This window comes from Streptomyces sp. NPDC005492, assembly GCF_040605995.1.
Lineage (GTDB): Bacteria > Actinomycetota > Actinomycetes > Streptomycetales > Streptomycetaceae > Streptomyces.
The window spans coordinates 15,115-32,728 of the sequence record NZ_JBEXDX010000028.1; the positions used below are offsets into that span (position 1 = coordinate 15,115).

Below are 17,614 nucleotides of genomic sequence, written 5' to 3' on the forward strand. Positions count from 1 at the left end.
GCGAGTTGACCTGATCGTGACCGGTCGGCTCGCGGTCGTCCTCCTGAGTGCGGTCTGTCCTCGCACACCCCTGTTCGTTCGTGTCGCTTCGAAGGATGCAGATGGAACTCGCCACTCCGCCACCGGCGGCGCGGGCCCCTGGCGCCTGGTACGGCTGGTGGCTGATGCCGCTGGCCTTAGGAGGTGGAACCGTCGCCGCCACGTGTCTGAGCCCGGAGCGAATAAGCGAAAGCGTCGCCGGAGCGGCGGCGACCGCGGCCAGTGCCGTGTGCGTACGACTGCTTGTCCGGACCCAGGCTCAACTGCGCCGTTCCGAAAGCGGTTTCCGCACCGCGCAGGCCGAGCACTCCCAGCAGTGGCAGCAGCATGTGACCGGCCTGGAGCGGAAGTTCAGCGCCGAACGCGCCACCCTGGAGGCGCAGTTGGCCGAGCACGCCGGCGCCTACGACGCCCAGCTCGCCGACCGTCGCGACGCCTACGAGGCACAACTCACCGAGCAGGCAAGGGCGTACGAGGAGCGGCTGACCGCGCAGTCCGAGTCCTACGAGAGCCGGCTCGCCGACCAGGCCGAGGTGTGGCAGGAGCGGCTCGCCCACCAGCTCGGCGCGGTGGCCCGGCTCGCCGACGAGCAACTCCCGGAAGCGCTCAGGCAGTTGCGCGCGGGTGACGCCATCGACGACCTGCTGCCGGTCGCGAACCAGTGCGCGAAGGTCAGCGCCGAGTTGCAGGCCGAACTCCGCAAGGTGCTGCGGATCTCGCTCATCGGCGTGGAGGAGGAGTTCAACCGCTCCACCGCAGCCGAGCAGGCCGTCATCAGCATCGGCAACCGTATCCACGTACTGACCGGCAAGCTCCGCGGCCGCCTGCACGAACTCCAGGGCGAGCACGGGCGGTTGCCCGCCGTGGCGCGCGGTCTGATGGAGCTGGACCAGGAGATCGGCCCTGCCGACTGTCTCGCCGCGAGCGTCGGTGTGCTCGGCGGCTCGGACCGCCCCGGCCGGCAGTGGCAGGAGCCGCAGCGGCTGCTCAGCGTGGTGCGCGGTGGCATCGGCCGTATCAAGGACTTCCAGCGGGTCGACGTACGCCAGTTGCCCGAACTCGGCGTCGACGGCGGGCTGGTGGACCACCTCACGCTGATCTTCGCCCACCTCCTGGACAACGCGGCCCGCTACTCCCCGCCCACCGAGCCGGTGATCGTCTCCGGCAAGGAGGTGCCCAACGGCGTCGGCATCGAGATCCAGGACTCCGGCAAGGGCCTGAGCGAGGAGTCCAAGCGCGAGGCCGAACACGCCCTGGCGGGTACCGGCGGCGGATCCGGGCTCGGCGGTATCTCGGAGGACGCCAGCATCGGTCTCCGTGTCGTCGGCACCCTCGCCCGCCGCTACGGCATCCGCGTCACCTTCGCCGACTCGCCCTGGCTCGGCACCTCGGTCGTCGTCGTGGTCCCGCACAAGTACTTCAGCCAACTGCCTCCGGCCGCCGTGACCGGCACCCCGTCGTTCCAGGCTGCCGCGACCGCCGCGATGACACGTGTGCGGACCGGCGCCGAGACCCCGGCCGAAACCGTTCCGGCGGAGGACACCACACCCGGCGGGCTGCCCAGGCGCCGTAGCAAACGCGGCGAGACGGCGCGGTCCGGGCCGGCCGGGCGGACGGGGGAGATGGCCGTCTCCGTCGTCCCGCCCGACGCCTCCTTCACCGGCCTGGCCGCCTTCGCCACCGCCGGACGGGAGACCGCGGCGGAGGAATCGGCGTCCGCGGGCCGTGAGTCCACCGAGCACAGCACTGAAGAGAGCGACAAGTCCACATGACGCAGCAGGGAACCGACGTGAGCTGGGCGCTCCGCGATCTGGTGGAGAGCATCCCGGAGATCCGCTTCGCCCTGGTGGCCTCCAGCGACGGCAAGGCGATCACCTCCTTCGGTGCGGAGGACCCCGACGACGTGGACCGCTTCGCCGCCGTCGTGGCCGGACTGCAGGCGCTGGCCCAGCCGGTCGCCGAGCAATTCCCCAAGTACGCGGGGCAGTTGAGGCTGGCGATGATCGAGGTCGACGGCGGCCATCTCTTCGTCGTCCGCGCGGGTGTGGAGACCTATCTCGGCGTACTGGCCCGCGAAGGCCTCGACCAGGGCCTGCTCGGACACCAGATGCGGGACCTGGCCCGCAGGATGGGCGAACTCCTCGGCACCACCGCCCGCCTGGAGGATCACTCTGGATGAGTGCTCCCCGCCGGCCCACTGACCCGTCCGGCCTTGAGCGCTACTACGTCCTCACCCGAGGACGCAGCGGACCGGGCGGTTCGGCGTCGAGCCTCGACGTGGCGACCCTCATCGTCTCCCGCACCGCACCCGTACCGGGCATACAGCACGAGCACGAGGAGATCCTCCGGCGCTGCCGCGAGCCGCTGTCGGTGGCCGAACTCGGCGCCCATCTCGGGCTCCCCTTCAACATTCTCGCGGTGCTGCTGGCGGATCTGCTGGAGGCGGACCGCGTCGAAGCCCGTGACCCCATCCCGGCGCACGGCGCCGGCCGCGGGCCCGACCTCGCGCTGCTTGAGGAGGTACTCAGTGGACTTCAAAGGCTTTGACCGACCCGGCTCGGCGGCCGGTGACGGTGTTCGCTCGGTGAAGGTGATGATCGCCGGCGGCTTCGGCACCGGGAAGACCACGATGGTCCGCTCGGTCAGCGACATCAAGCCGCTCACCACCGAGGAGACCCTCACCGAGGCGAGCGCCGACGTCGACCACCTCATCGGGGTGGCCGACAAGACGCAGACCACCGTCAGCCTGGACTTCGGCAAGATCGGCATCAACGACGAACTGGTCCTCTACCTGTTCGGGACGCCCGGCCAGGAGCGGTTCTGGTTCCTGTGGAACGGGCTGTTCAAGGGCGCGCTCGGCGCGGTGGTCCTGGTGGACACCCGCCGGCTCGCCTCCAGTTTCCGGGCGATCGAGGAGATGGAGCGGCAGGAGGTGCCGTTCGTCATCGCGCTGAACGTCTTCCCCGACTCCCCGCGGTTCCCGGTCGACGAGATCCGCGACGCCCTGGACATCGCCCCGGACATCCCGGTCGTGGCCTGCGACGCCCGTGACCGCTCCTCCAGCCGTGACGTACTGGTCGCGCTGATACGGCACCTGAAGGACCGCTCGGCCGTCGCACTGGAGCCCCGATGAACGACCAGACGTTAAACGGCCCCGACGCCCCGCGCGGCTGCCCGGTCGACCACGGCTCGGGCGAGGACCTCACCCGGCTGTACGGGCCGGAGGCGGCGACCGACCCGAGGGGCATCTACGAGCGGCTGCGCAAGGAACACGGCTCCGTGGCACCGGTGTTGCTCGAAGGCGACGTGCCCGCCTGGCTGGTGCTCGGCTACCGCGACAACCGGCGGGTGCTGGACAGCCCCCGCCAGTTCACCCGGGACGCGCGGATGTGGCGGGACTGGCGGGAGGGCCGGGTCTCGGAGACCTCGCCGTTGATCCCGATGGTCGGCTGGCGTCCCGACTGCGTCTCGCAGGACGGCGAGCCGCACCGCAGGCTGCGCGGCGCGGTGACCGACGGACTGCTCGCCGCGTCCGGCCGCGGCGTCCGGCGGCACGCCACCTACTTCGCGAACAAGCAGATCGACGCGTTCGTCGGCACCGGCCGCGCCGACCTGGTGGCGGAGTACGCCGAGTACCTCCCGATGCTCGTCCTCACCCGCGTCCTGGGGCTCCCCGCGGCGGACGGGAACCGGCTCGTCGAATCCAGCGCGCAGGTCCTCAAGGGCGGCGAGGACGCCCTCCTGCACAACGACCGCATCATCGAGATCCTCGGTGAACTCGCCGACCGTAAAAGGGCCGAGCCCGGCTCCGACTTCACCACCGCGCTCATCGGGCACCCCGCGGGACTCGACGCGGAAGAGGTCGTGATGCATCTGCGGCTGGTGCTGATCGCCGCGCACACCACCACCAGCAATCTGCTGGCGCGGGTGCTGGAGCGGATCCTCACCGACACCTCGCGGCTGTCCGGCCTGGTCAGCGGTCAGTTGACCATCTCGGCCGTCGTCGAGGAGGTCATGTGGGACACCCCGCCGCTGGCCGTGCTGCCGGGCCGCTTCGCCTCGGCGGATCTCGAACTCGGCGGCCACCGTGTCGAGGAGGGCGATCTGCTCGTCCTCGGCCTGACCGCGGGCAACGTCGATCCGGAGATCCGGCCCGACGCGGAGGTGTCCATGCAGGGCAACCAGTCGCATCTGGCGTTCAGTTCGGGGCCGCACGAGTGCCCTGGGCAGGGAATCGGGCAGGCGATCATCGAGGTCGGCGTGGATGTGCTGCTGCATCGGTTGCCGGGGCTGCGACTCGCCGTAGCGGCGGAGGAACTGACGTCCACGGCGTCCACGTGGGAGTCCCGACTGGACTGTCTGCCGGTCGAGTTCGCGGTGTGACGGCAACGGGTGCGCGGGGGCCGGCCGCGCACCCTGAAGGGCGTGGCCGCCGCCGGCGGCCACGCGGGGTCAGACGGCCAGCAGGTCGTCCACCGACCCCTTGCCCGCCAACTCCGCGGTGACCGCCGGGCCTTCTTTCCCCGCCGCGTAACGGCCCGACACCAGCGCCCACTCGTAGTTGCCGTTGATCCAGTGCTGGATGGCCTCGACGCCTTTCCGCACCCGGATCCGTTCGTCCTCGTCCAGCCCCAACTCGTCGCACATGTGAGGGACTTGGGCCTCCAGTCCGAGGTACTCGGTGAGGCACGCGTTCGTCATCCGGTACGCCTCCCCGGCCGCCTCCTCCCAGGAGCAGCCGCGTTCGCGGTGGAGCACGGCTATCAGGTTGTGGCCGTCGCCCCGGCGCCGCTCGCGCTCGAAGGAGTGGATGTCGTTCATGAAGCCGATGGTGTCGGCGGCGAGATCACGCATGCGTTCCATCAGCGGATGCGCCTGTACCTGGGCCGGCACCTCGAAGCCGCTGCTGCGTTCCCCGGCGTCGATGCTGTGGTGGATGCCGACCGTACGGCGCCGGAACTCCGTGTACTCGTCGAGGTCCAGCGTGCCGGCGATACCCCGGGCCGCCAGGTCGACCTCCTCGCAGTGCGCCACCAGGAACCGTCCCCAGGACGCCGCGAACCGGGTCCGCCAGGTCAGGGACATGCCGTCCGAGAGGTGGTCCCACACCTGGGCCCAGGCCACGGTGATCGGGCAGACCACCCGCGGCCTGCTGCCCGCCGGACGCAACGGCGTCACGATCAACTCCCGTGCGACCTCCAGGATCCGGTCGGCGCGGTCGGGCCGGTTCGCGTCGAACTGGTCGTCGAAGAGGAACGCCAGCGAGAACCAGTTCATCAGGACGACCATGTCGGCGGCCGACGCGTGCGGATAGGTGCGGGCCGCCGCCTGCGGGAGATCCCACGACCGGTACTCCTCGAACCCGGCCTGGCTGCGCACCAGACCCATGTCCCAGATCCAGCGCAGATGGCGGGCTCGGGCGTACTCCAGATGATCGCTGACGGGAGTGTCGAAGGGGAGATCGAAGGTGACGTCCTGAGGCATGCGCTTCCTTTCGGGAGACGGAACACGGGAGTCCCCCACTGCGAGCGGGCGGTCCGTACGACCGCCCGCGACCTCGAACTACGCTTCCTGGTACGAAAGTTGAACCGAGAAGCGGTACGAGGCTGCCCAGAGCGTAAATGATCTACGCGGTGCCCCGGTCGTGATCTCCGTTACTGCTCACGCCTCCTGAGCTGCGTACACTCCCACCCCTCCCACATAGGTCAGAGCCACCCTCGTCTCCGCGATCTCCTCCGGCGGATTGGCGAACGGGTCGCGGTCCAGGACCACCAGATCCGCCAACGCCCCCGCCGCCACCCGGCCGGTGTCGTCCAGATGGTTCGCGTACGCCGAACCCGCCGTGTACGCCGTGATTGCCTCCGCGAGCCCGAGCCGCTCGCCGGGCAGGAACACCGGCCCGGCGCTTCCGGGTTCGACCCGGTTGACCGCGACATGGATGCCCTGGAGCGGATCGGGACTGCTGACCGGCCAGTCGCTCCCCGCCGCGAGGGTGGCACCGGAGCGCAGCAGCGCCCCGAACGGGTACTGCCACAAGGCGCGTTGGGGTCCGAGGAAGGGAATCGTCAGCTCGTCCATCTGCGGTTCGTGCGCGGCCCACAGCGGCTGGATGTTCGCGACCGCACCGAGCCGAGCGAACCGCGCCACGTCGTCGGGGTGCACCACCTGAAGGTGCGCCAGATGCGGCCGGGAGTCGCTGGGGCCGTTCACTTCCCGCGCCGCCTCGACCGCGTCCAGCGCGTTCCGTACGGCCCGGTCGCCCAGCGCGTGGAAGTGGCACTGGAAGCCGAGAGCGTCCAACTCGGTGACGTACTTGGGCAGTTGCTCCGGGTCGATGAAGTCGGTGCCCCGATTGGCCGTGGCGCAGCCGCACTTGTCGAGATAGGGGTCCAGCAGGGAGGCGGTACCGGTCTCGGCGACCCCGTCCAGCATCAGCTTCACACTGCCCGCGCGGAACCTGCCGTGGCTCAACGCGGCCCGCCGCTCGACGAGTTCGGGGATCTGCTCGGCCCCGCGCTCCCGGTCCCACCACAGCGCGCCGACCACCCGTGCGGTGAGCGAGCCGTCGCGGGCCGCCGTCAGATACGCGTCCGACGGATCAGCCATCCCCGCGAACTTCCCGACGATCGCGTCCTGCCAGGCCGTGATGCCGAGCGCGTGCAGATGCCGCTGGGCGTGCAGCAGTGCGGCCAGCCGGTCGGCCGGGGTGGTGGGCGGCGTGAGCCGGCCGACCAGCTGCATCGCCCCCTCCTGGAGCGTCCCGGACGGTTCACCCGACGCGTCCCGCTCGATCCGCCCGTCCGCCGGATCGGGCGTGTCCCGCGAGATGCCCGCGAGTTCCAGGGCACGGCTGTTCACCCAGGCCCCATGATGGTCCCGGTTGGGCAGATACACCGGCCGGTCCGGCACGACCGAATCCAGCAGCTCCTTCGTCGGCGTACCGCCCTCGAACGCCTCCATCGACCACCCGCCCCCGGTGATCCACTCCCGCTCCGGATGCGCGTCCGCATAGGCGCGCACGGCGGCGAGCGTGTCCTCGGCGGTCTTCGCCCGCGTCAGATCGCACTGGGTCAGCTCCAGCCCCGCAGGCACCGGATGCACATGCGCGTCCTGGAACCCGGGCAACAGCAACCGCCCCGCCAGATCGACGACTTGGGTACCCGGCCCGGCGAGGTCGTGCACCTCGTCATGTCCTACGGCGGTGATGCGGTCGCCGGTGACGGCCACGGCGGTCGCCGTGCGGCCCTCGGGGGTGAGAACGGGGCCGTTGGTGAAGAGGAGATCTGCGTGCATGATCCGTTTCCTTGGGGGTTCAGCCGGAGGTGGCGAGCAGATGGGGGGCGTCGGCGTCGGTGCCTTCCCCGGACTGGAAGTAGGACGACCCGCGTACCCACTTCGCCCAGGCGGCGGCCACGAAACCCGACACGATCATCGCGACCGGGGTGAGCAGCAGGAACCAGCCGTTGTCCGCGCTGAGTTCGAGGTGGTCGGTGGAGGTGTAGAAGGACCAGCAGAGGTAGCCACCGAGCCCCAGCAGGGCCAGCGCGCTCAGCGTGGGCAGCACCACCGCGCGCACGCCCTGCCGCCAGTCCTCCCGCAGCAGCGAGCGGAACCGCACGGCGGCGGCAAGGGCGGTCAGCGCGTAGGAGAGGGCGACGACGATGCCCACCGCGTTCACCGTGGCCATGATCATGTCGGCGAGGCGCGGGATCACCAGCGCCAGCGCGGCGACGGCCGCCGCCAGCGCGCCGATCAGCAGGGTGCCGGCCGCCGGAGTGCCGTAGCGGGAGCTGACTTTGGACCAGACCGGCCCGAGGGTGCGGTCCCGGCTCATCGCGAACATGCCTCGGGCGGTGGGGATGACACCGGCCTGGAGTGAGGCGACCGCCGAGAACATCAGCGCGACCAGCGGCAGCGCGGCCAGCGGCTGAGAGGCGAGCCGGTCGCCGAAGTACGCCAGGCCCTCGGCGCCGTGGCCAGCCAACTCGCCCTCGGACAGCACCCGTTGGAAGGCGATCGAGCCGAGCAGGAACAGCCCCAGCATCGTCACCAGGGTGATCAGCCCGGCCCGGGAGGCGTCGCGCGGGTCGCGCACCTCCTCGTTCACGGTGAACGCGGCCTCGAAGCCCCAGTAGCAGAACACCGACAGCAGCAGGCCCTGCGCGAGGGCGGACGCCGAGGGGATCGCGAAGGGGTCGAACCAGCTCAGGCTGAAGGCGTGCGGGCCGGTGACGATGCCGTAGCCGCAGAAGCCCAGCAGGACGACGTACTCGAAGATCAGCAGTCCGGTCTGGAGGCGGGCGGCGGTGCGGACGCCGGTGACGGCGGTCAGGGTGACGGCGACCAGGACCACGATGCCCACGGCGGTGGTCTGGGCCGTCGAGCCCGGGTCGAGGGCGAGCCCGGCGAGCCGGTGGAGTCCGGCCTCCCCGGCGAGCTGGATCATGGCCGAGCCGGTGACCGCCGTGGTGTACGCGAGGAAGGCGATCGTCGCGACGATGTTCACCCAGCCGACCAGGAAGCCGAGCCACGGAGTGAGCGAACGGCCCACCCACACATAGCCGTTGCCCGCGTTCGGCTCGACCTTGTTGAGCCGGGAGTAGGCGCCCGCTATGCCCAGGATCGGCAGGAACGCGAGCAGCATGATGGCCGGCAGATGCAGCCCGACCACCCCGGCGGTCACGCCCAGACCGATGCCGATGCTGGTGGTCGCGGCCGTGCTGGACGCGGCGATCGCGACGCCGTCCAGCAGACCGAGGGTCTTGCGCAGTGCGGGCCCCGACGGGGGTGGCGTGTCGATCATGGCGTGCTCTCCGCTCGCACCGGGGGGCCCGGACGGCCCCGGTGAAGGCACATGAAACTGCCCGGGCCCTTAACAGGTCAACGGTGTTGTCATAAGGTGCGGACACCCGGACCGAGCAGCGAGGAGGTGCCGTATGAGCGACCGTGTCGTCCCGGCCGCCGACCGGCGGCGCCGACGCCCCACCAAGCAGGGCGTCGTGCTGTCCGAGGAACTGATCGTCGAGACCGCCCTCAGACTGATCGAGGAACACGGCGCCGACGCCCTCTCCGTACGCCGACTCGGCCGGGCCCTCGGCGCCGACCCCAGCTCCCTGTACCGCTACTTCCGGCACACCGACGACCTGATGCTGGCCGTCGCCGACGAACTGATCGGCCGCACCCTGCGCACCTGGCGCCCCACCGGCGACTGGCGGGCCGACCTGCGGGACCTGGGGCTGCGCATGCACGCCGGAGCGCTCGCGCACCCGGCGGCAGCGGTGCTCAGCTCGTACCGGGTGACCGGACGGGAGCACGAGATCCAGGCCGTGGAGACGATCCTCGGGGTGCTGCGCGGGGCCGGTTTCCCTGATGCCGAGGCGGTGCGGATCTATCACGCCTACGTCGACCAGGCCCTCGCCTTCGGCGCCCTCGACTCCGCGAACACCGTGCTGCCGAAGCCCGCCCGCGAGGCGGAGGCCGCCGTATGGCAGGCGATGTACGCCCGGCTGCCCGCCGACACCCACCCGCACATCGCGGCCACGGCGCGTCATCTCGTGGCCACCATGCGGCACAGCTCCTACCCGGCGGCCCTGGACCTGCTGCTCAGCGCGGCGGCGGCGCGGCTCGCCGAGATCCGCGCGGCGGAGGAGGGCTGAGCGGCAGACTGGGGCCATGACTCAAGAGCCCGCACGCACCGCGAAGCAGCGCAAGCAGGACACCCTCCGTCGGCTGGAGCATGACGAGGACGCCTGGGTCGCCACGGCCGGCGAGGACGGGGGAGCGCCCTATCTCGTGCCGCTGTCGTTCGTGTGGGACGGCTCCACCCTGTTGTTCGCCACCCCGGCCGCGAGCCCGACGGGCCGCAACCTCGCCGCGACCGGCGTCGCGCGGATCGGCATCGGTCCGACCCGGGACCTCGTGATGGTCGAGGGCACCGTCACGATGCTGACGGCCGCCGATCTGCCCGAGGAGGACGCCGAGATCTTCGCCTCGAAGACCGGCTTCGATCCGCGTCAACTGGCCACGCCCTACAGCTACTTCAGGGTTCTTCCGCAGCGGGTGCAGGCTTGGCGGGAGGCCAACGAGCTCAAGGGGCGCGACCTGATGCGCGACGGGGAGTGGCTGGTGGCCGACTGATCCCGTTCTCCTTGGACGGGGAACGTGGGGCGAAGTCCGTTGAACGTTCGTCGATCGGAGCCCGGCTTCGGCATCAACTCGCCGAACGGGGATATCCGTTGGGTGCGTGGCACCGGACTCGATCCTTGCGCGCACGAACCCTCGGAGGACTGACCCATGGCACTCGTGAACGCAAGTTTCGTGGTGCTCGACGCGATCGAGCCGGAGAAACTCGCCGTGTTCTACACGGAGTTGCTCGACGGCGAACAGACGGACATCACACTCGACCAGGTGGAGATCAGGGGTGCCGACGGGACGCGGCTGGCGTTCCGTCGGGACGTCAGTGCCACCCCGCCGAGCTGGCCCCGCGCGGAGAACAACCAGCAGGTCCACCTCGACTTCCTGGTGGAGAACCTGGACGAGGCGGAGCGCCGGATAGTCGGCCTCGGCGGGCGTCCGCTGGAGACCAAGGACATGCCGGGCCCGTACGAGGAGCGGGTGTACGCGGACCCGGCCGGCCACTCCTTCACCCTCCGGCCGGTGCCGCCCGCGGCGACCGAACAGGGCTGAGCCGGATCACTCCCGGCCGCCCTTGTCCTGCGCGGGCCAGATCCCGGTCGAGCGCTCGATGGCCTTCGCACCCGTGCGGTCCGCCGCGCTGCGCGCCACCGCGAACAGGGCGCCCTGGAGCGCGGCGGCGAGCAGGATCTCGGCCCAGCCGCGGTCCCGGTCCAGCGGGTCGGGGGCGTTGTCCTCATGCCGTATCGCCTTCCATGTGGCACGGAAGGTGCGCCCGGCGAGGGCGCCGCTCGCCAGGCCCAGGACGATGCCGACTGGCTTGTAGACGAGGGGGAGTTTCTTCTTCTTGTTCCTGGCCACGGGGGTCTCCTTCTGCCGGCGAGCGGTCGGAACTCCGACGGTGTCATCGAAACCGAGGCTTCGGTAGGGGGTGTGAGCGGCACCCTCAGGGGCATTCGGCGAGAATGAGCGACACAGCCTCCGACCACGCATCCGACGGCAGCACCGACCGGAAGACCCGCGTCACCGTCCTCGTCGCACTCGCCGCCAACCTGGTGATCGCGGCCGCCAAGGCCGTAGGTGGTGTGATCGCGGGATCGCCGGCCCTGCTGTCGGAAGCCGCGCACTCGGTGGCCGACAGCCTCAACGAGGTCTTCCTCCTCGCCGCGCTGCGCCGCAGCAGCCGCCCCGCCGACCAGAAGCACCCCTTCGGATACGGCAAGGAGCGGTTCTTCTGGTCCCTGCTCGCGGCCGTCGGAATCTTCGTGATGGGCGCCTGCTTCTCCGTGTTCCAGGGCGTCGAGGCCCTGCGCAACGGCGCGGAGGAGACATCCACCGGCTATGTGGTGGGTCTGATCGTGCTCGTCGTGGCCCTGGTCACGGAGGGAATCTCGCTGCTGCGTGCCCTGCTCCAGGTCCGCGCCCAGGGCGGCGGCAAGGATGCCCTGCGCGACCCCGCGCTGCGTACCGTCGTCGCCGAGGACGGCACCGCCGTGCTCGGCGTGACCCTCGCCATCATCGGCATGGCGCTCCACATGATCACCGGGCAGGTGGTGTGGGAGGCCTCCGCCTCGCTCGCGATCGGCGTGCTGCTCGGCTACGTCGCCTACCGCCTGGGCCGCGACGCCCGCGACCAGCTCATCGGCGAGGCCGTCGACCCGGAACTGAGCGACCGGATCCGCTCCCTGCTGGCGGCGGAGCCCGAAATCGACAGCGTGGAAGCGCTGTTCACGATGCGGATGGGGCTCGACTCGGCGATGGTCGCCGCCCGGATCGACCTGGTGCCCGGCATGGACAGCGAGCGGGTCGAGGAGGTCTCGGTCCGCATCAAGCGGTCGCTCGCCCGGGCGGTGTCCGAGGCCGGCGAGATCTTCCTGGACATCACCGACCGGCCGGCGCGGGAGGCAGGAGAAAGCCCCGCCGCGACGGGGGAGCGCGGCGGGGCCTGAACATCGGGTGCCCGACGGGCACCGGTCCATGCGTCCCGGAACCGGAATCTTTTCCGCGCCCGGGAACGGGGTGGGACGATCAGCTACCGTCGGCCGGTTCGAGGACGAACAGGGGGATCTCCCGGTCCGTCTTCTCCTGGTACTCGGCGTACGGCGGATACGCGGCGACCGCCCGCTCCCACCACTCGGCCTTCTCCTGGCCGGTCACCTCACGGGCCGTCATGTCCCACTTCCGCGGCCCGTCCTGAAGCTCGACCCGGGGATCGGCCTGGACGTTGAAGTACCACACCGGATGCTTGGGCGCGCCGCCCTGCGAGGCGACCACGGCGTAGCGTCCGTCGTGCTCGACCCGCATCAGCGGGGTCTTGCGGATCTTCCCGCTCTTGGCACCTACGGTCGTCAGCAGGATGACGGGCAACCCCGTGTCCATCAACGTCGTCCCCTTGGTGCCGCCGGAACTCTCGTACAGCTCCACCTGATCGCGCACCCACTGCGCCGGGCTGGGTTCGTACTCACCCTCAAGAGGCATGGCATCCGTCCCATCTCGCGTTCTTCGACTGTCTGGCACCGGGATTCAACACCGGTCGCTGCGTGATTCATCCTTACCGCGACACTGTTCGGCCATGCCCCTCCACCGGGTGATGACCTCGGAGGTAATCGCACCGGAACGGCCCCTCCGGCACAGTCGGTACCCCGCACGACCACCGGCCGAGAAAGGGCACCCGCATGTCGTCCCAGACCACCCGCGATGTCGTGGAGGACCTGCTGTACCGAATCGGGCACGCCGAGCCCGAGCGCATCGCGGAGCTGTACGCCGAGCACGCCGACTGGAAACTGAACTGGCCACAGGACGAACACGGCCGCACCGCCACCCCGTGGATCCGGCACCGTGCCACCCGCGCCGACGCGGCCGACCACTATCGGAACCTCGCCGCCCACCATGTGCCCGAAGAGGCGGACACGGAGATCGAGCGCATTTTGGTCGACGGCGAGGACGCGGTGCTGTTCGGCGAGATCCGGCTGACTGCGAGGTCCACCGGACGGCCTTATCGGGCCAGGTTCGCCCTCCACCTCACCGTCCGGGACGGACTGATCGTCCGTCACCATGTGTACGAGGACAGCCTCGCCGTGGCCCGGGCCTTCGCGGTCGAATCGAGCGCGCTGTGATCTTGGGATCGAGCGAACCGGACCATCAGCTTCAGCCAGATTGTAGGTGCCACCGATCTGGCCGAACTTAAGGTGGCTCCATAGGTGCCTCGGGCATCTAATGAAGATCGGCAAGACGCACTCTTCGTCTGCGAGGTCTTCCATGACGGATCTGACGGATCTGACCGAACCGAAGGACCGAACCGAACCCGTCGCCTTCCCGCAGGACCGCACCTGCCCCTACCACCCGCCCACCGGCTACGACCCCCTGCGCGCCGACCGCCCGCTGACCCGCGTCACGCTCTACGACGGCCGTACGGCATGGATCGTCACCGGACATGCCGTCGCCCGCGCGCTGCTGGCCGACCAGCGCCTGTCGACGGACCGTACGCATCCCGATTTCCCCGTGATCAACGAACGGTTCAACGTGGTCCGGAACCGGCGAGTCGCCCTGCTCGGTGAGGACGACCCCAAGCACCGCACCCAGCGGCGCATGATGATCCCCGGCTTCACCGTCAAGCGCGCCACCGCGATGCGGCCCGGTATCCAGCGGATCGTCGACGGACGGCTCGACGCGATGATCGCCCAGGGGTCGCCCGCCGACCTGGTGTCCGCGTTCGCGCTGCCCGTACCGTCGATGGTGATCTGCGCGCTGCTCGGTGTCCCGTACGCCGACCACGAGTTCTTCGAGGCCCAGTCCCGGCGGCTGCTGCGCGGCCCGAAGCCCGAGGACAGCCAGGACGCGCGTGATCAACTGGACCTGTACCTCGGCGAGTTGATCGACCGAAAGCAGCGGGATCCGGGTGAGGGGCTGCTCGACGATCTCGTCCGGGAGCAACTGCGCGAAGGGGCCCTGGACCGCACCGAGTTGCTCTCCCTCGCGGTCATCCTCCTCGTCGCGGGCCATGAGACGACCGCCAACATGATCTCCCTGGGCACCTTCACCCTGCTGCGTCATCCCGAGCGGCTGGCCGAACTCCGCGCCGATCCAAGCCTGTTGCCGGACGCGGTCGAGGAACTCATGCGGTCGCTCTCCATCGTGGACGGGCTGATGCGGCTCGCCGCCGAGGACATCGAGGTGGACGGCAGGACCATCCGGGCCGGCGAGGGCGTGCTCTTCTCGACCGCCGTCATCAATCGCGACGAGGGCGTCTACACCGCCCCGGACACCCTGGACTGGCACCGGCCCACCCGCCACCACGTCTCGTTCGGCTTCGGCATCCACCAGTGCCTCGGCCAGAACCTGGCCCGCGCCGAGCTGGAGATCGCCCTGCACAGCCTCTTCGACCGCCTGCCGACGCTGCGCCTGGCCGCTCCGGCGGAGGAGATCCCCTTCAAGCCCGGCGACACGATCCAGGGGATGCTGGAACTCCCCGTGACCTGGTAGAGGCTGCGCTCCATGCACACCGAAATCCACATCGACAAGGACGTCTGCATCGGGGCGGGCCAGTGTGCCCTGGCCGCCCCGCGCGTCTTCACCCAGGACGACGACGGCTACAGCACGGTGCTTCCCGGAAGGGAGGACGGGGGAGACGACCCCATGCTGAGGGAGGCGGCCCGGGCCTGCCCGGTGAGCGCCATCACGGTGTCCGACACAGTGGGCTGAGCGGTCGACCGGCCGCATTCAGCACACCCACCTCGGTCTCCCGCAGCCGCTCCTGATCCGCGATCACCTCGTACGCGCTGACCTGCCCGCCCTCCGCCGTCACCCGCAGGGCGAGCAGCAGCCGTCCACCCGGAGCGACCACGATGCCTGCGTCCCCGTCGACGAGGGCCACGGCCGCGAACCGGGTCCGGTCCCGCAGCAGTACCGTCCCCTCCGCGACCGCCCGGGCCCCCCGCAACACGGCCGGCACCCCGGGCGGCAACGCGGCCGGTTCGGCGCGGCGGACCACGTCGGGCGCGAGTACGTCGAGCAGCGCGCCGAGGTCACCGCCGCGCGCGGCGGCCAGGAACGCCTCGACGACCTCGCGGTGCCGGTCCAGTTCGGCGTCCGGCACCACTGGCGTGCCCCGCACCTTCTGCCTCGCCCGGCTGGCGAGCTTCTTCGCGGCGGGCCGGGACCGGTCCAGGATCGCCGCGATCCGGTCGAACGGCACCGCGAACAGATCGTGCAGCACGAACGCGACCCGCTCGGCCGGACCCAGCGTGTCCAGTACCACCAGCAGCGCGAGCCCCACCGAGTCGGCGAGCACCGCCTCGTCCTCGGGCAGCACACCGGCGCTCGCCTCGGGCGCGTCGTCGCCGTAGGGATCCTCGCGACGGGACGCGCGCGAGCGCAGCATGTCCAGGCAGATACGGGAGACGACCGTCGTCAGCCAGGCGGCCAGGTTGTCGATGTCGTCGCCGCCCGCGCGGCTCAGCCGCAGCCAGGCCTCCTGGACCGCGTCCTCCGCCTCGGCGACCGAGCCCAGCATCCGGTAGGCGACCGCCCGCAACTGCCCGCGCCGCTCCTCGAACCGCTCCGCCAACTCGTCGTGCCGCCGCATGGGTCACCTTTCCTCGTCGTGCTCCGTCACCTCTCCGACGAACCCGGACCGACCGAGGTGACCCCACCATGCTGCTGCACATCGACTCCAGCGCCGACACGACCGCCGACTCCGTGACCAGGCAACTCACCGAGACCTTCGTACGCACCTGGCACACCGCGCACCGCACGGCCGACCACCGGCACCGTGATCTGTCCGCAGAGCCGGTGGAGCCGATCACCCCCGCCTACACCACCCTCGGCCGCCGCGTGGAACGCGAGGGCTTTGTCCCGCCGGCCAAGGTTCCCGCGCTGATCGAGACCGCCGCCGAGCGGTACGAGTGGGACCTGACCCACCCGTACATCGCCGAACTGCTCGCCGCCGACACGCTGTTGCTCGGTGTCCCGATGTACAACTTCTCGATCCCCGCGACCCTGAAGGCCTGGATCGACCGCGTCACCTTCCCCGGCGCGCTCACCGACCCGGACACCGGCGAGACCCTGCTGCGCGACACCCGCGTGGTCGTCGTCATGGCGCGCGGCGGCGGATACGGCCCCGGCACCCCGCGTGAACACTTCGACTTCCAAACGCCTTATCTGAAGGCCTACTTCGGGAATCTCGGAGTGCCACCGGAGAACCTCCACCTCGTCGCCGCCGAGCTGACCCGGGTCGACGTCCTGCCCCAACTGGCAGGCCTGGAGCACCTGGCGGCGGTCTCCCTCACCCGGGCCCGCGCCGCGCTCACGGCGCTCGCCGCCGCCTGAACTCAGCGGGCCCGCAGCAGCGACCGGGCCGCCTCGCGCGCCTGTGCCGCCGGCTTGGCGCTCCCGGTGATGCCCGCCGTGACCATGGCACCCTCGGCCAGCAGGAAGAGCTGCCCGGCCAGTACGGCGGGCAGCCCCGCGTCCGCCACGAGACCGGCGAGATACTCGCCGAACGCCCGCTTGTGCGCCCGCACTTGGGCCGCCACACGCTCCGAGGACGCGCCCAGCTCGCCGTAGGAGTTGATCCACGCGCACCCACGGAAGTCCGCCTCGCCGAACCACTTCTCCAGCCAGTCGAAGACGGCGGGAATTCGCTCCAGCGGATCATCGCGCCGCTCGACGTACTCGGCGAGGCGTCCGCGCCAGCGCACATCGCGCCGTTCAAGATAGGCCTCCACCAACTGCTCCTTGGCGGGGAAGAGTTGGTAGAGCCGCTTCAGCGACAGCCCGGACGCGGTGCGGACCGCGTCCATGCCGACGGCCTGGACGCCCCGGGCGTAGAAGAGCGTCTCGGCGGCGTCCAGCGCCTGCTCACGGGCGATCGCGCTGTCCATCGAACCGACCCCTCCTTGACCTGAGAACGTGCGTTCTCTACGTTAGCAGTCACCGCGAGAACGTACGTTCTCCGCCCCTCGCCGCTCTGGAGACGACCATGGCCGACCGACCTCCCCTCCCGCCCTTCACCCGCGAGACCGCCGCGCAGAAGGTCCAGGCCGCCGAGGACGCCTGGAACACCCGCGACCCGCAGCGAGTGGCCCTCGCGTACTCGGAGGACTCCGTCTGGCGCAACCGCGACACCTTCGTCAGCGGCCGCGTCGAGATCGTCGAGTTCCTCACCGCGAAGTGGGCACGCGAGCACGAGTACGCGCTGCGCAAGGACCTGTGGGCCTTCGAAGGCAACCGCATCGCGGTCCGCTTCCAGTACGAGTGCCGGGACGCCGAGGGTCAGTGGTGGCGGTCGTACGGCAACGAGTTGTGGGAGTTCGACGAGCACGGGCTGATGACCCGGCGCGAGGCCAGCATCAACGACCTGGCCATCGAGGAGAAGGAGCGGCGCGTGTTCGGGACGCGGCCCGAAGCGGAGCGCGGGCGGTCGTTCCCGCTTCAGTAGGCT

21 protein-coding genes are annotated in these 17,614 nt (G+C 70.5%); 14 read left to right on the top strand and 7 right to left on the bottom strand.

Translation table 11 applies throughout. From position 1 onward, the window contains the following. The first annotated feature begins 101 nt into the window (after positions 1–101). From ABZT04_RS30425 to ABZT04_RS30445, 5 genes are read left to right on the top strand one after another with little or no spacing between them, the layout of a single operon-like run. On the top strand, positions 102–1,811 hold the full coding sequence (locus ABZT04_RS30425) for an ATP-binding protein (RefSeq protein ID WP_356060188.1): 1,710 nt from the start codon (positions 102–104) through the stop codon (positions 1,809–1,811). After that, complete coding sequence (locus ABZT04_RS30430; RefSeq protein ID WP_356060189.1) at positions 1,808–2,218, top strand: roadblock/LC7 domain-containing protein; 411 nt, start codon at positions 1,808–1,810, stop codon at positions 2,216–2,218. Before ABZT04_RS30425 ends, ABZT04_RS30430 begins: the two co-directional genes overlap by 4 nt. After that, the gene (locus ABZT04_RS30435; RefSeq protein ID WP_356060190.1) at positions 2,215–2,586 is read left to right on the top strand and encodes a DUF742 domain-containing protein; all 372 of its coding nucleotides are present in this window, start codon (positions 2,215–2,217) and stop codon (positions 2,584–2,586) included. The genes ABZT04_RS30430 and ABZT04_RS30435 overlap by 4 nt, the downstream gene beginning before the upstream one ends. Continuing rightward, entirely contained in the window at positions 2,567–3,172 is a 606-nt protein-coding gene (locus ABZT04_RS30440; protein ID WP_356060191.1) for an ATP/GTP-binding protein, read from the top strand. Before ABZT04_RS30435 ends, ABZT04_RS30440 begins: the two co-directional genes overlap by 20 nt. Then, positions 3,169–4,422, top strand: a complete 1,254-nt coding sequence (locus ABZT04_RS30445; protein WP_356060192.1) for a cytochrome P450 — start codon at positions 3,169–3,171, stop codon at positions 4,420–4,422. Before ABZT04_RS30440 ends, ABZT04_RS30445 begins: the two co-directional genes overlap by 4 nt. A gap of 69 nt (positions 4,423–4,491) precedes the next feature. On the opposite strand, the gene ABZT04_RS30450 is transcribed toward ABZT04_RS30445, so the two are convergent. The 3 genes from ABZT04_RS30450 to ABZT04_RS30460 form a co-directional block, all read right to left on the bottom strand. Continuing rightward, complete coding sequence (locus ABZT04_RS30450) at positions 4,492–5,523, bottom strand: 7-epi-alpha-eudesmol synthase (RefSeq protein WP_356060193.1); 1,032 nt, start codon at positions 5,521–5,523, stop codon at positions 4,492–4,494. Positions 5,524–5,700: 177 nt separating this feature from the next. Further along, positions 5,701–7,332, bottom strand: a complete 1,632-nt coding sequence (locus tag ABZT04_RS30455) for an amidohydrolase (RefSeq protein WP_356060194.1) — start codon at positions 7,330–7,332, stop codon at positions 5,701–5,703. A 19-nt stretch (positions 7,333–7,351) separates the two neighbouring features. After that, positions 7,352–8,842, bottom strand: coding sequence for an APC family permease (locus ABZT04_RS30460; RefSeq protein ID WP_356060195.1), 1,491 nt, complete (start codon positions 8,840–8,842; stop codon positions 7,352–7,354). A 133-nt stretch (positions 8,843–8,975) separates the two neighbouring features. Between ABZT04_RS30460 and ABZT04_RS30465 the strand changes: the two genes are divergently transcribed. The 3 genes from ABZT04_RS30465 (at position 8,976) to ABZT04_RS30475 (ending at position 10,725) form a co-directional block, all read left to right on the top strand. After that, positions 8,976–9,695: a helix-turn-helix domain-containing protein gene (locus ABZT04_RS30465; protein WP_356060196.1), complete on the top strand. Its 720-nt coding sequence runs from the start codon at positions 8,976–8,978 to the stop codon at positions 9,693–9,695. Between the two features lie 16 nt (positions 9,696–9,711). Beyond that, on the top strand, positions 9,712–10,176 hold the full coding sequence (locus tag ABZT04_RS30470) for a pyridoxamine 5'-phosphate oxidase family protein (protein WP_356060197.1): 465 nt from the start codon (positions 9,712–9,714) through the stop codon (positions 10,174–10,176). A gap of 156 nt (positions 10,177–10,332) precedes the next feature. After that, positions 10,333–10,725, top strand: a complete 393-nt coding sequence (locus ABZT04_RS30475; protein WP_356060198.1) for a VOC family protein — start codon at positions 10,333–10,335, stop codon at positions 10,723–10,725. A 6-nt stretch (positions 10,726–10,731) separates the two neighbouring features. Here ABZT04_RS30475 and ABZT04_RS30480 read toward each other — a convergent pair whose 3' ends face one another. Continuing rightward, the gene (locus ABZT04_RS30480) at positions 10,732–11,034 is read right to left on the bottom strand and encodes a DUF4235 domain-containing protein (RefSeq protein WP_356060199.1); all 303 of its coding nucleotides are present in this window, start codon (positions 11,032–11,034) and stop codon (positions 10,732–10,734) included. A gap of 104 nt (positions 11,035–11,138) precedes the next feature. On the opposite strand from ABZT04_RS30480, the gene ABZT04_RS30485 reads away from it, so the two are divergent. Next, positions 11,139–12,122, top strand: a complete 984-nt coding sequence (locus ABZT04_RS30485) for a cation diffusion facilitator family transporter (protein WP_356060200.1) — start codon at positions 11,139–11,141, stop codon at positions 12,120–12,122. A gap of 79 nt (positions 12,123–12,201) precedes the next feature. Here ABZT04_RS30485 and ABZT04_RS30490 read toward each other — a convergent pair whose 3' ends face one another. Further along, the gene (locus tag ABZT04_RS30490; protein ID WP_356060201.1) at positions 12,202–12,651 is read right to left on the bottom strand and encodes a nitroreductase family deazaflavin-dependent oxidoreductase; all 450 of its coding nucleotides are present in this window, start codon (positions 12,649–12,651) and stop codon (positions 12,202–12,204) included. 197 nt (positions 12,652–12,848) lie between these two features. On the opposite strand from ABZT04_RS30490, the gene ABZT04_RS30495 reads away from it, so the two are divergent. The 3 genes from ABZT04_RS30495 to ABZT04_RS30505 all read left to right on the top strand — a co-directional run bounded on the left by ABZT04_RS30495 (position 12,849) and on the right by ABZT04_RS30505 (position 14,874). Continuing rightward, complete coding sequence (locus tag ABZT04_RS30495; protein WP_356060202.1) at positions 12,849–13,289, top strand: nuclear transport factor 2 family protein; 441 nt, start codon at positions 12,849–12,851, stop codon at positions 13,287–13,289. Positions 13,290–13,431: 142 nt separating this feature from the next. Further along, the gene (locus ABZT04_RS30500) at positions 13,432–14,655 is read left to right on the top strand and encodes a cytochrome P450 (RefSeq protein ID WP_356060203.1); all 1,224 of its coding nucleotides are present in this window, start codon (positions 13,432–13,434) and stop codon (positions 14,653–14,655) included. Between the two features lie 12 nt (positions 14,656–14,667). After that, positions 14,668–14,874, top strand: coding sequence for a ferredoxin (locus ABZT04_RS30505; protein WP_356060204.1), 207 nt, complete (start codon positions 14,668–14,670; stop codon positions 14,872–14,874). Here ABZT04_RS30505 and ABZT04_RS30510 read toward each other — a convergent pair. Beyond that, the gene (locus ABZT04_RS30510; RefSeq protein WP_356060205.1) at positions 14,849–15,757 is read right to left on the bottom strand and encodes a sigma-70 family RNA polymerase sigma factor; all 909 of its coding nucleotides are present in this window, start codon (positions 15,755–15,757) and stop codon (positions 14,849–14,851) included. The genes ABZT04_RS30505 and ABZT04_RS30510 overlap by 26 nt on opposite strands. Before the next feature lie 68 nt (positions 15,758–15,825). On the opposite strand from ABZT04_RS30510, the gene ABZT04_RS30515 reads away from it, so the two are divergent. Beyond that, positions 15,826–16,500, top strand: coding sequence for an NAD(P)H-dependent oxidoreductase (locus tag ABZT04_RS30515; RefSeq protein WP_356060206.1), 675 nt, complete (start codon positions 15,826–15,828; stop codon positions 16,498–16,500). A 2-nt stretch (positions 16,501–16,502) separates the two neighbouring features. Here ABZT04_RS30515 and ABZT04_RS30520 read toward each other — a convergent pair whose 3' ends face one another. Continuing rightward, positions 16,503–17,054: a helix-turn-helix domain-containing protein gene (locus tag ABZT04_RS30520; RefSeq protein WP_356060207.1), complete on the bottom strand. Its 552-nt coding sequence runs from the start codon at positions 17,052–17,054 to the stop codon at positions 16,503–16,505. Between the two features lie 98 nt (positions 17,055–17,152). Here ABZT04_RS30520 and ABZT04_RS30525 point away from each other — a divergent pair, with 98 nt between their 5' ends. Next, positions 17,153–17,611: a nuclear transport factor 2 family protein gene (locus tag ABZT04_RS30525; RefSeq protein WP_356060208.1), complete on the top strand. Its 459-nt coding sequence runs from the start codon at positions 17,153–17,155 to the stop codon at positions 17,609–17,611. Positions 17,612–17,614 lie beyond the last annotated feature (3 nt).

Bases quoted from the DNA above. Each gene is read 5' to 3' on its own strand.
- ABZT04_RS30425 (WP_356060188.1), top strand. From the start codon at position 102: ATGGAACTCGCCACTCCGCCACCGGCGGCGCGGGCCCCTGGCGCCTGG.
- ABZT04_RS30430 (WP_356060189.1), top strand. From the start codon at position 1,808: ATGACGCAGCAGGGAACCGACGTGAGCTGGGCGCTCCGCGATCTGGTG.
- ABZT04_RS30435 (WP_356060190.1), top strand. From the start codon at position 2,215: ATGAGTGCTCCCCGCCGGCCCACTGACCCGTCCGGCCTTGAGCGCTAC.
- ABZT04_RS30445 (WP_356060192.1), top strand. From the start codon at position 3,169: ATGAACGACCAGACGTTAAACGGCCCCGACGCCCCGCGCGGCTGCCCG.
- ABZT04_RS30450 (WP_356060193.1), bottom strand. From the start codon at position 5,523: ATGCCTCAGGACGTCACCTTCGATCTCCCCTTCGACACTCCCGTCAGC.
- ABZT04_RS30455 (WP_356060194.1), bottom strand. From the start codon at position 7,332: ATGCACGCAGATCTCCTCTTCACCAACGGCCCCGTTCTCACCCCCGAG.
- ABZT04_RS30460 (WP_356060195.1), bottom strand. From the start codon at position 8,842: ATGATCGACACGCCACCCCCGTCGGGGCCCGCACTGCGCAAGACCCTC.
- ABZT04_RS30465 (WP_356060196.1), top strand. From the start codon at position 8,976: ATGAGCGACCGTGTCGTCCCGGCCGCCGACCGGCGGCGCCGACGCCCC.
- ABZT04_RS30470 (WP_356060197.1), top strand. From the start codon at position 9,712: ATGACTCAAGAGCCCGCACGCACCGCGAAGCAGCGCAAGCAGGACACC.
- ABZT04_RS30475 (WP_356060198.1), top strand. From the start codon at position 10,333: ATGGCACTCGTGAACGCAAGTTTCGTGGTGCTCGACGCGATCGAGCCG.
- ABZT04_RS30485 (WP_356060200.1), top strand. From the start codon at position 11,139: ATGAGCGACACAGCCTCCGACCACGCATCCGACGGCAGCACCGACCGG.
- ABZT04_RS30490 (WP_356060201.1), bottom strand. From the start codon at position 12,651: ATGCCTCTTGAGGGTGAGTACGAACCCAGCCCGGCGCAGTGGGTGCGC.
- ABZT04_RS30495 (WP_356060202.1), top strand. From the start codon at position 12,849: ATGTCGTCCCAGACCACCCGCGATGTCGTGGAGGACCTGCTGTACCGA.
- ABZT04_RS30500 (WP_356060203.1), top strand. From the start codon at position 13,432: ATGACGGATCTGACGGATCTGACCGAACCGAAGGACCGAACCGAACCC.
- ABZT04_RS30505 (WP_356060204.1), top strand. From the start codon at position 14,668: ATGCACACCGAAATCCACATCGACAAGGACGTCTGCATCGGGGCGGGC.
- ABZT04_RS30510 (WP_356060205.1), bottom strand. From the start codon at position 15,757: ATGCGGCGGCACGACGAGTTGGCGGAGCGGTTCGAGGAGCGGCGCGGG.
- ABZT04_RS30515 (WP_356060206.1), top strand. From the start codon at position 15,826: ATGCTGCTGCACATCGACTCCAGCGCCGACACGACCGCCGACTCCGTG.
- ABZT04_RS30520 (WP_356060207.1), bottom strand. From the start codon at position 17,054: ATGGACAGCGCGATCGCCCGTGAGCAGGCGCTGGACGCCGCCGAGACG.
- ABZT04_RS30525 (WP_356060208.1), top strand. From the start codon at position 17,153: ATGGCCGACCGACCTCCCCTCCCGCCCTTCACCCGCGAGACCGCCGCG.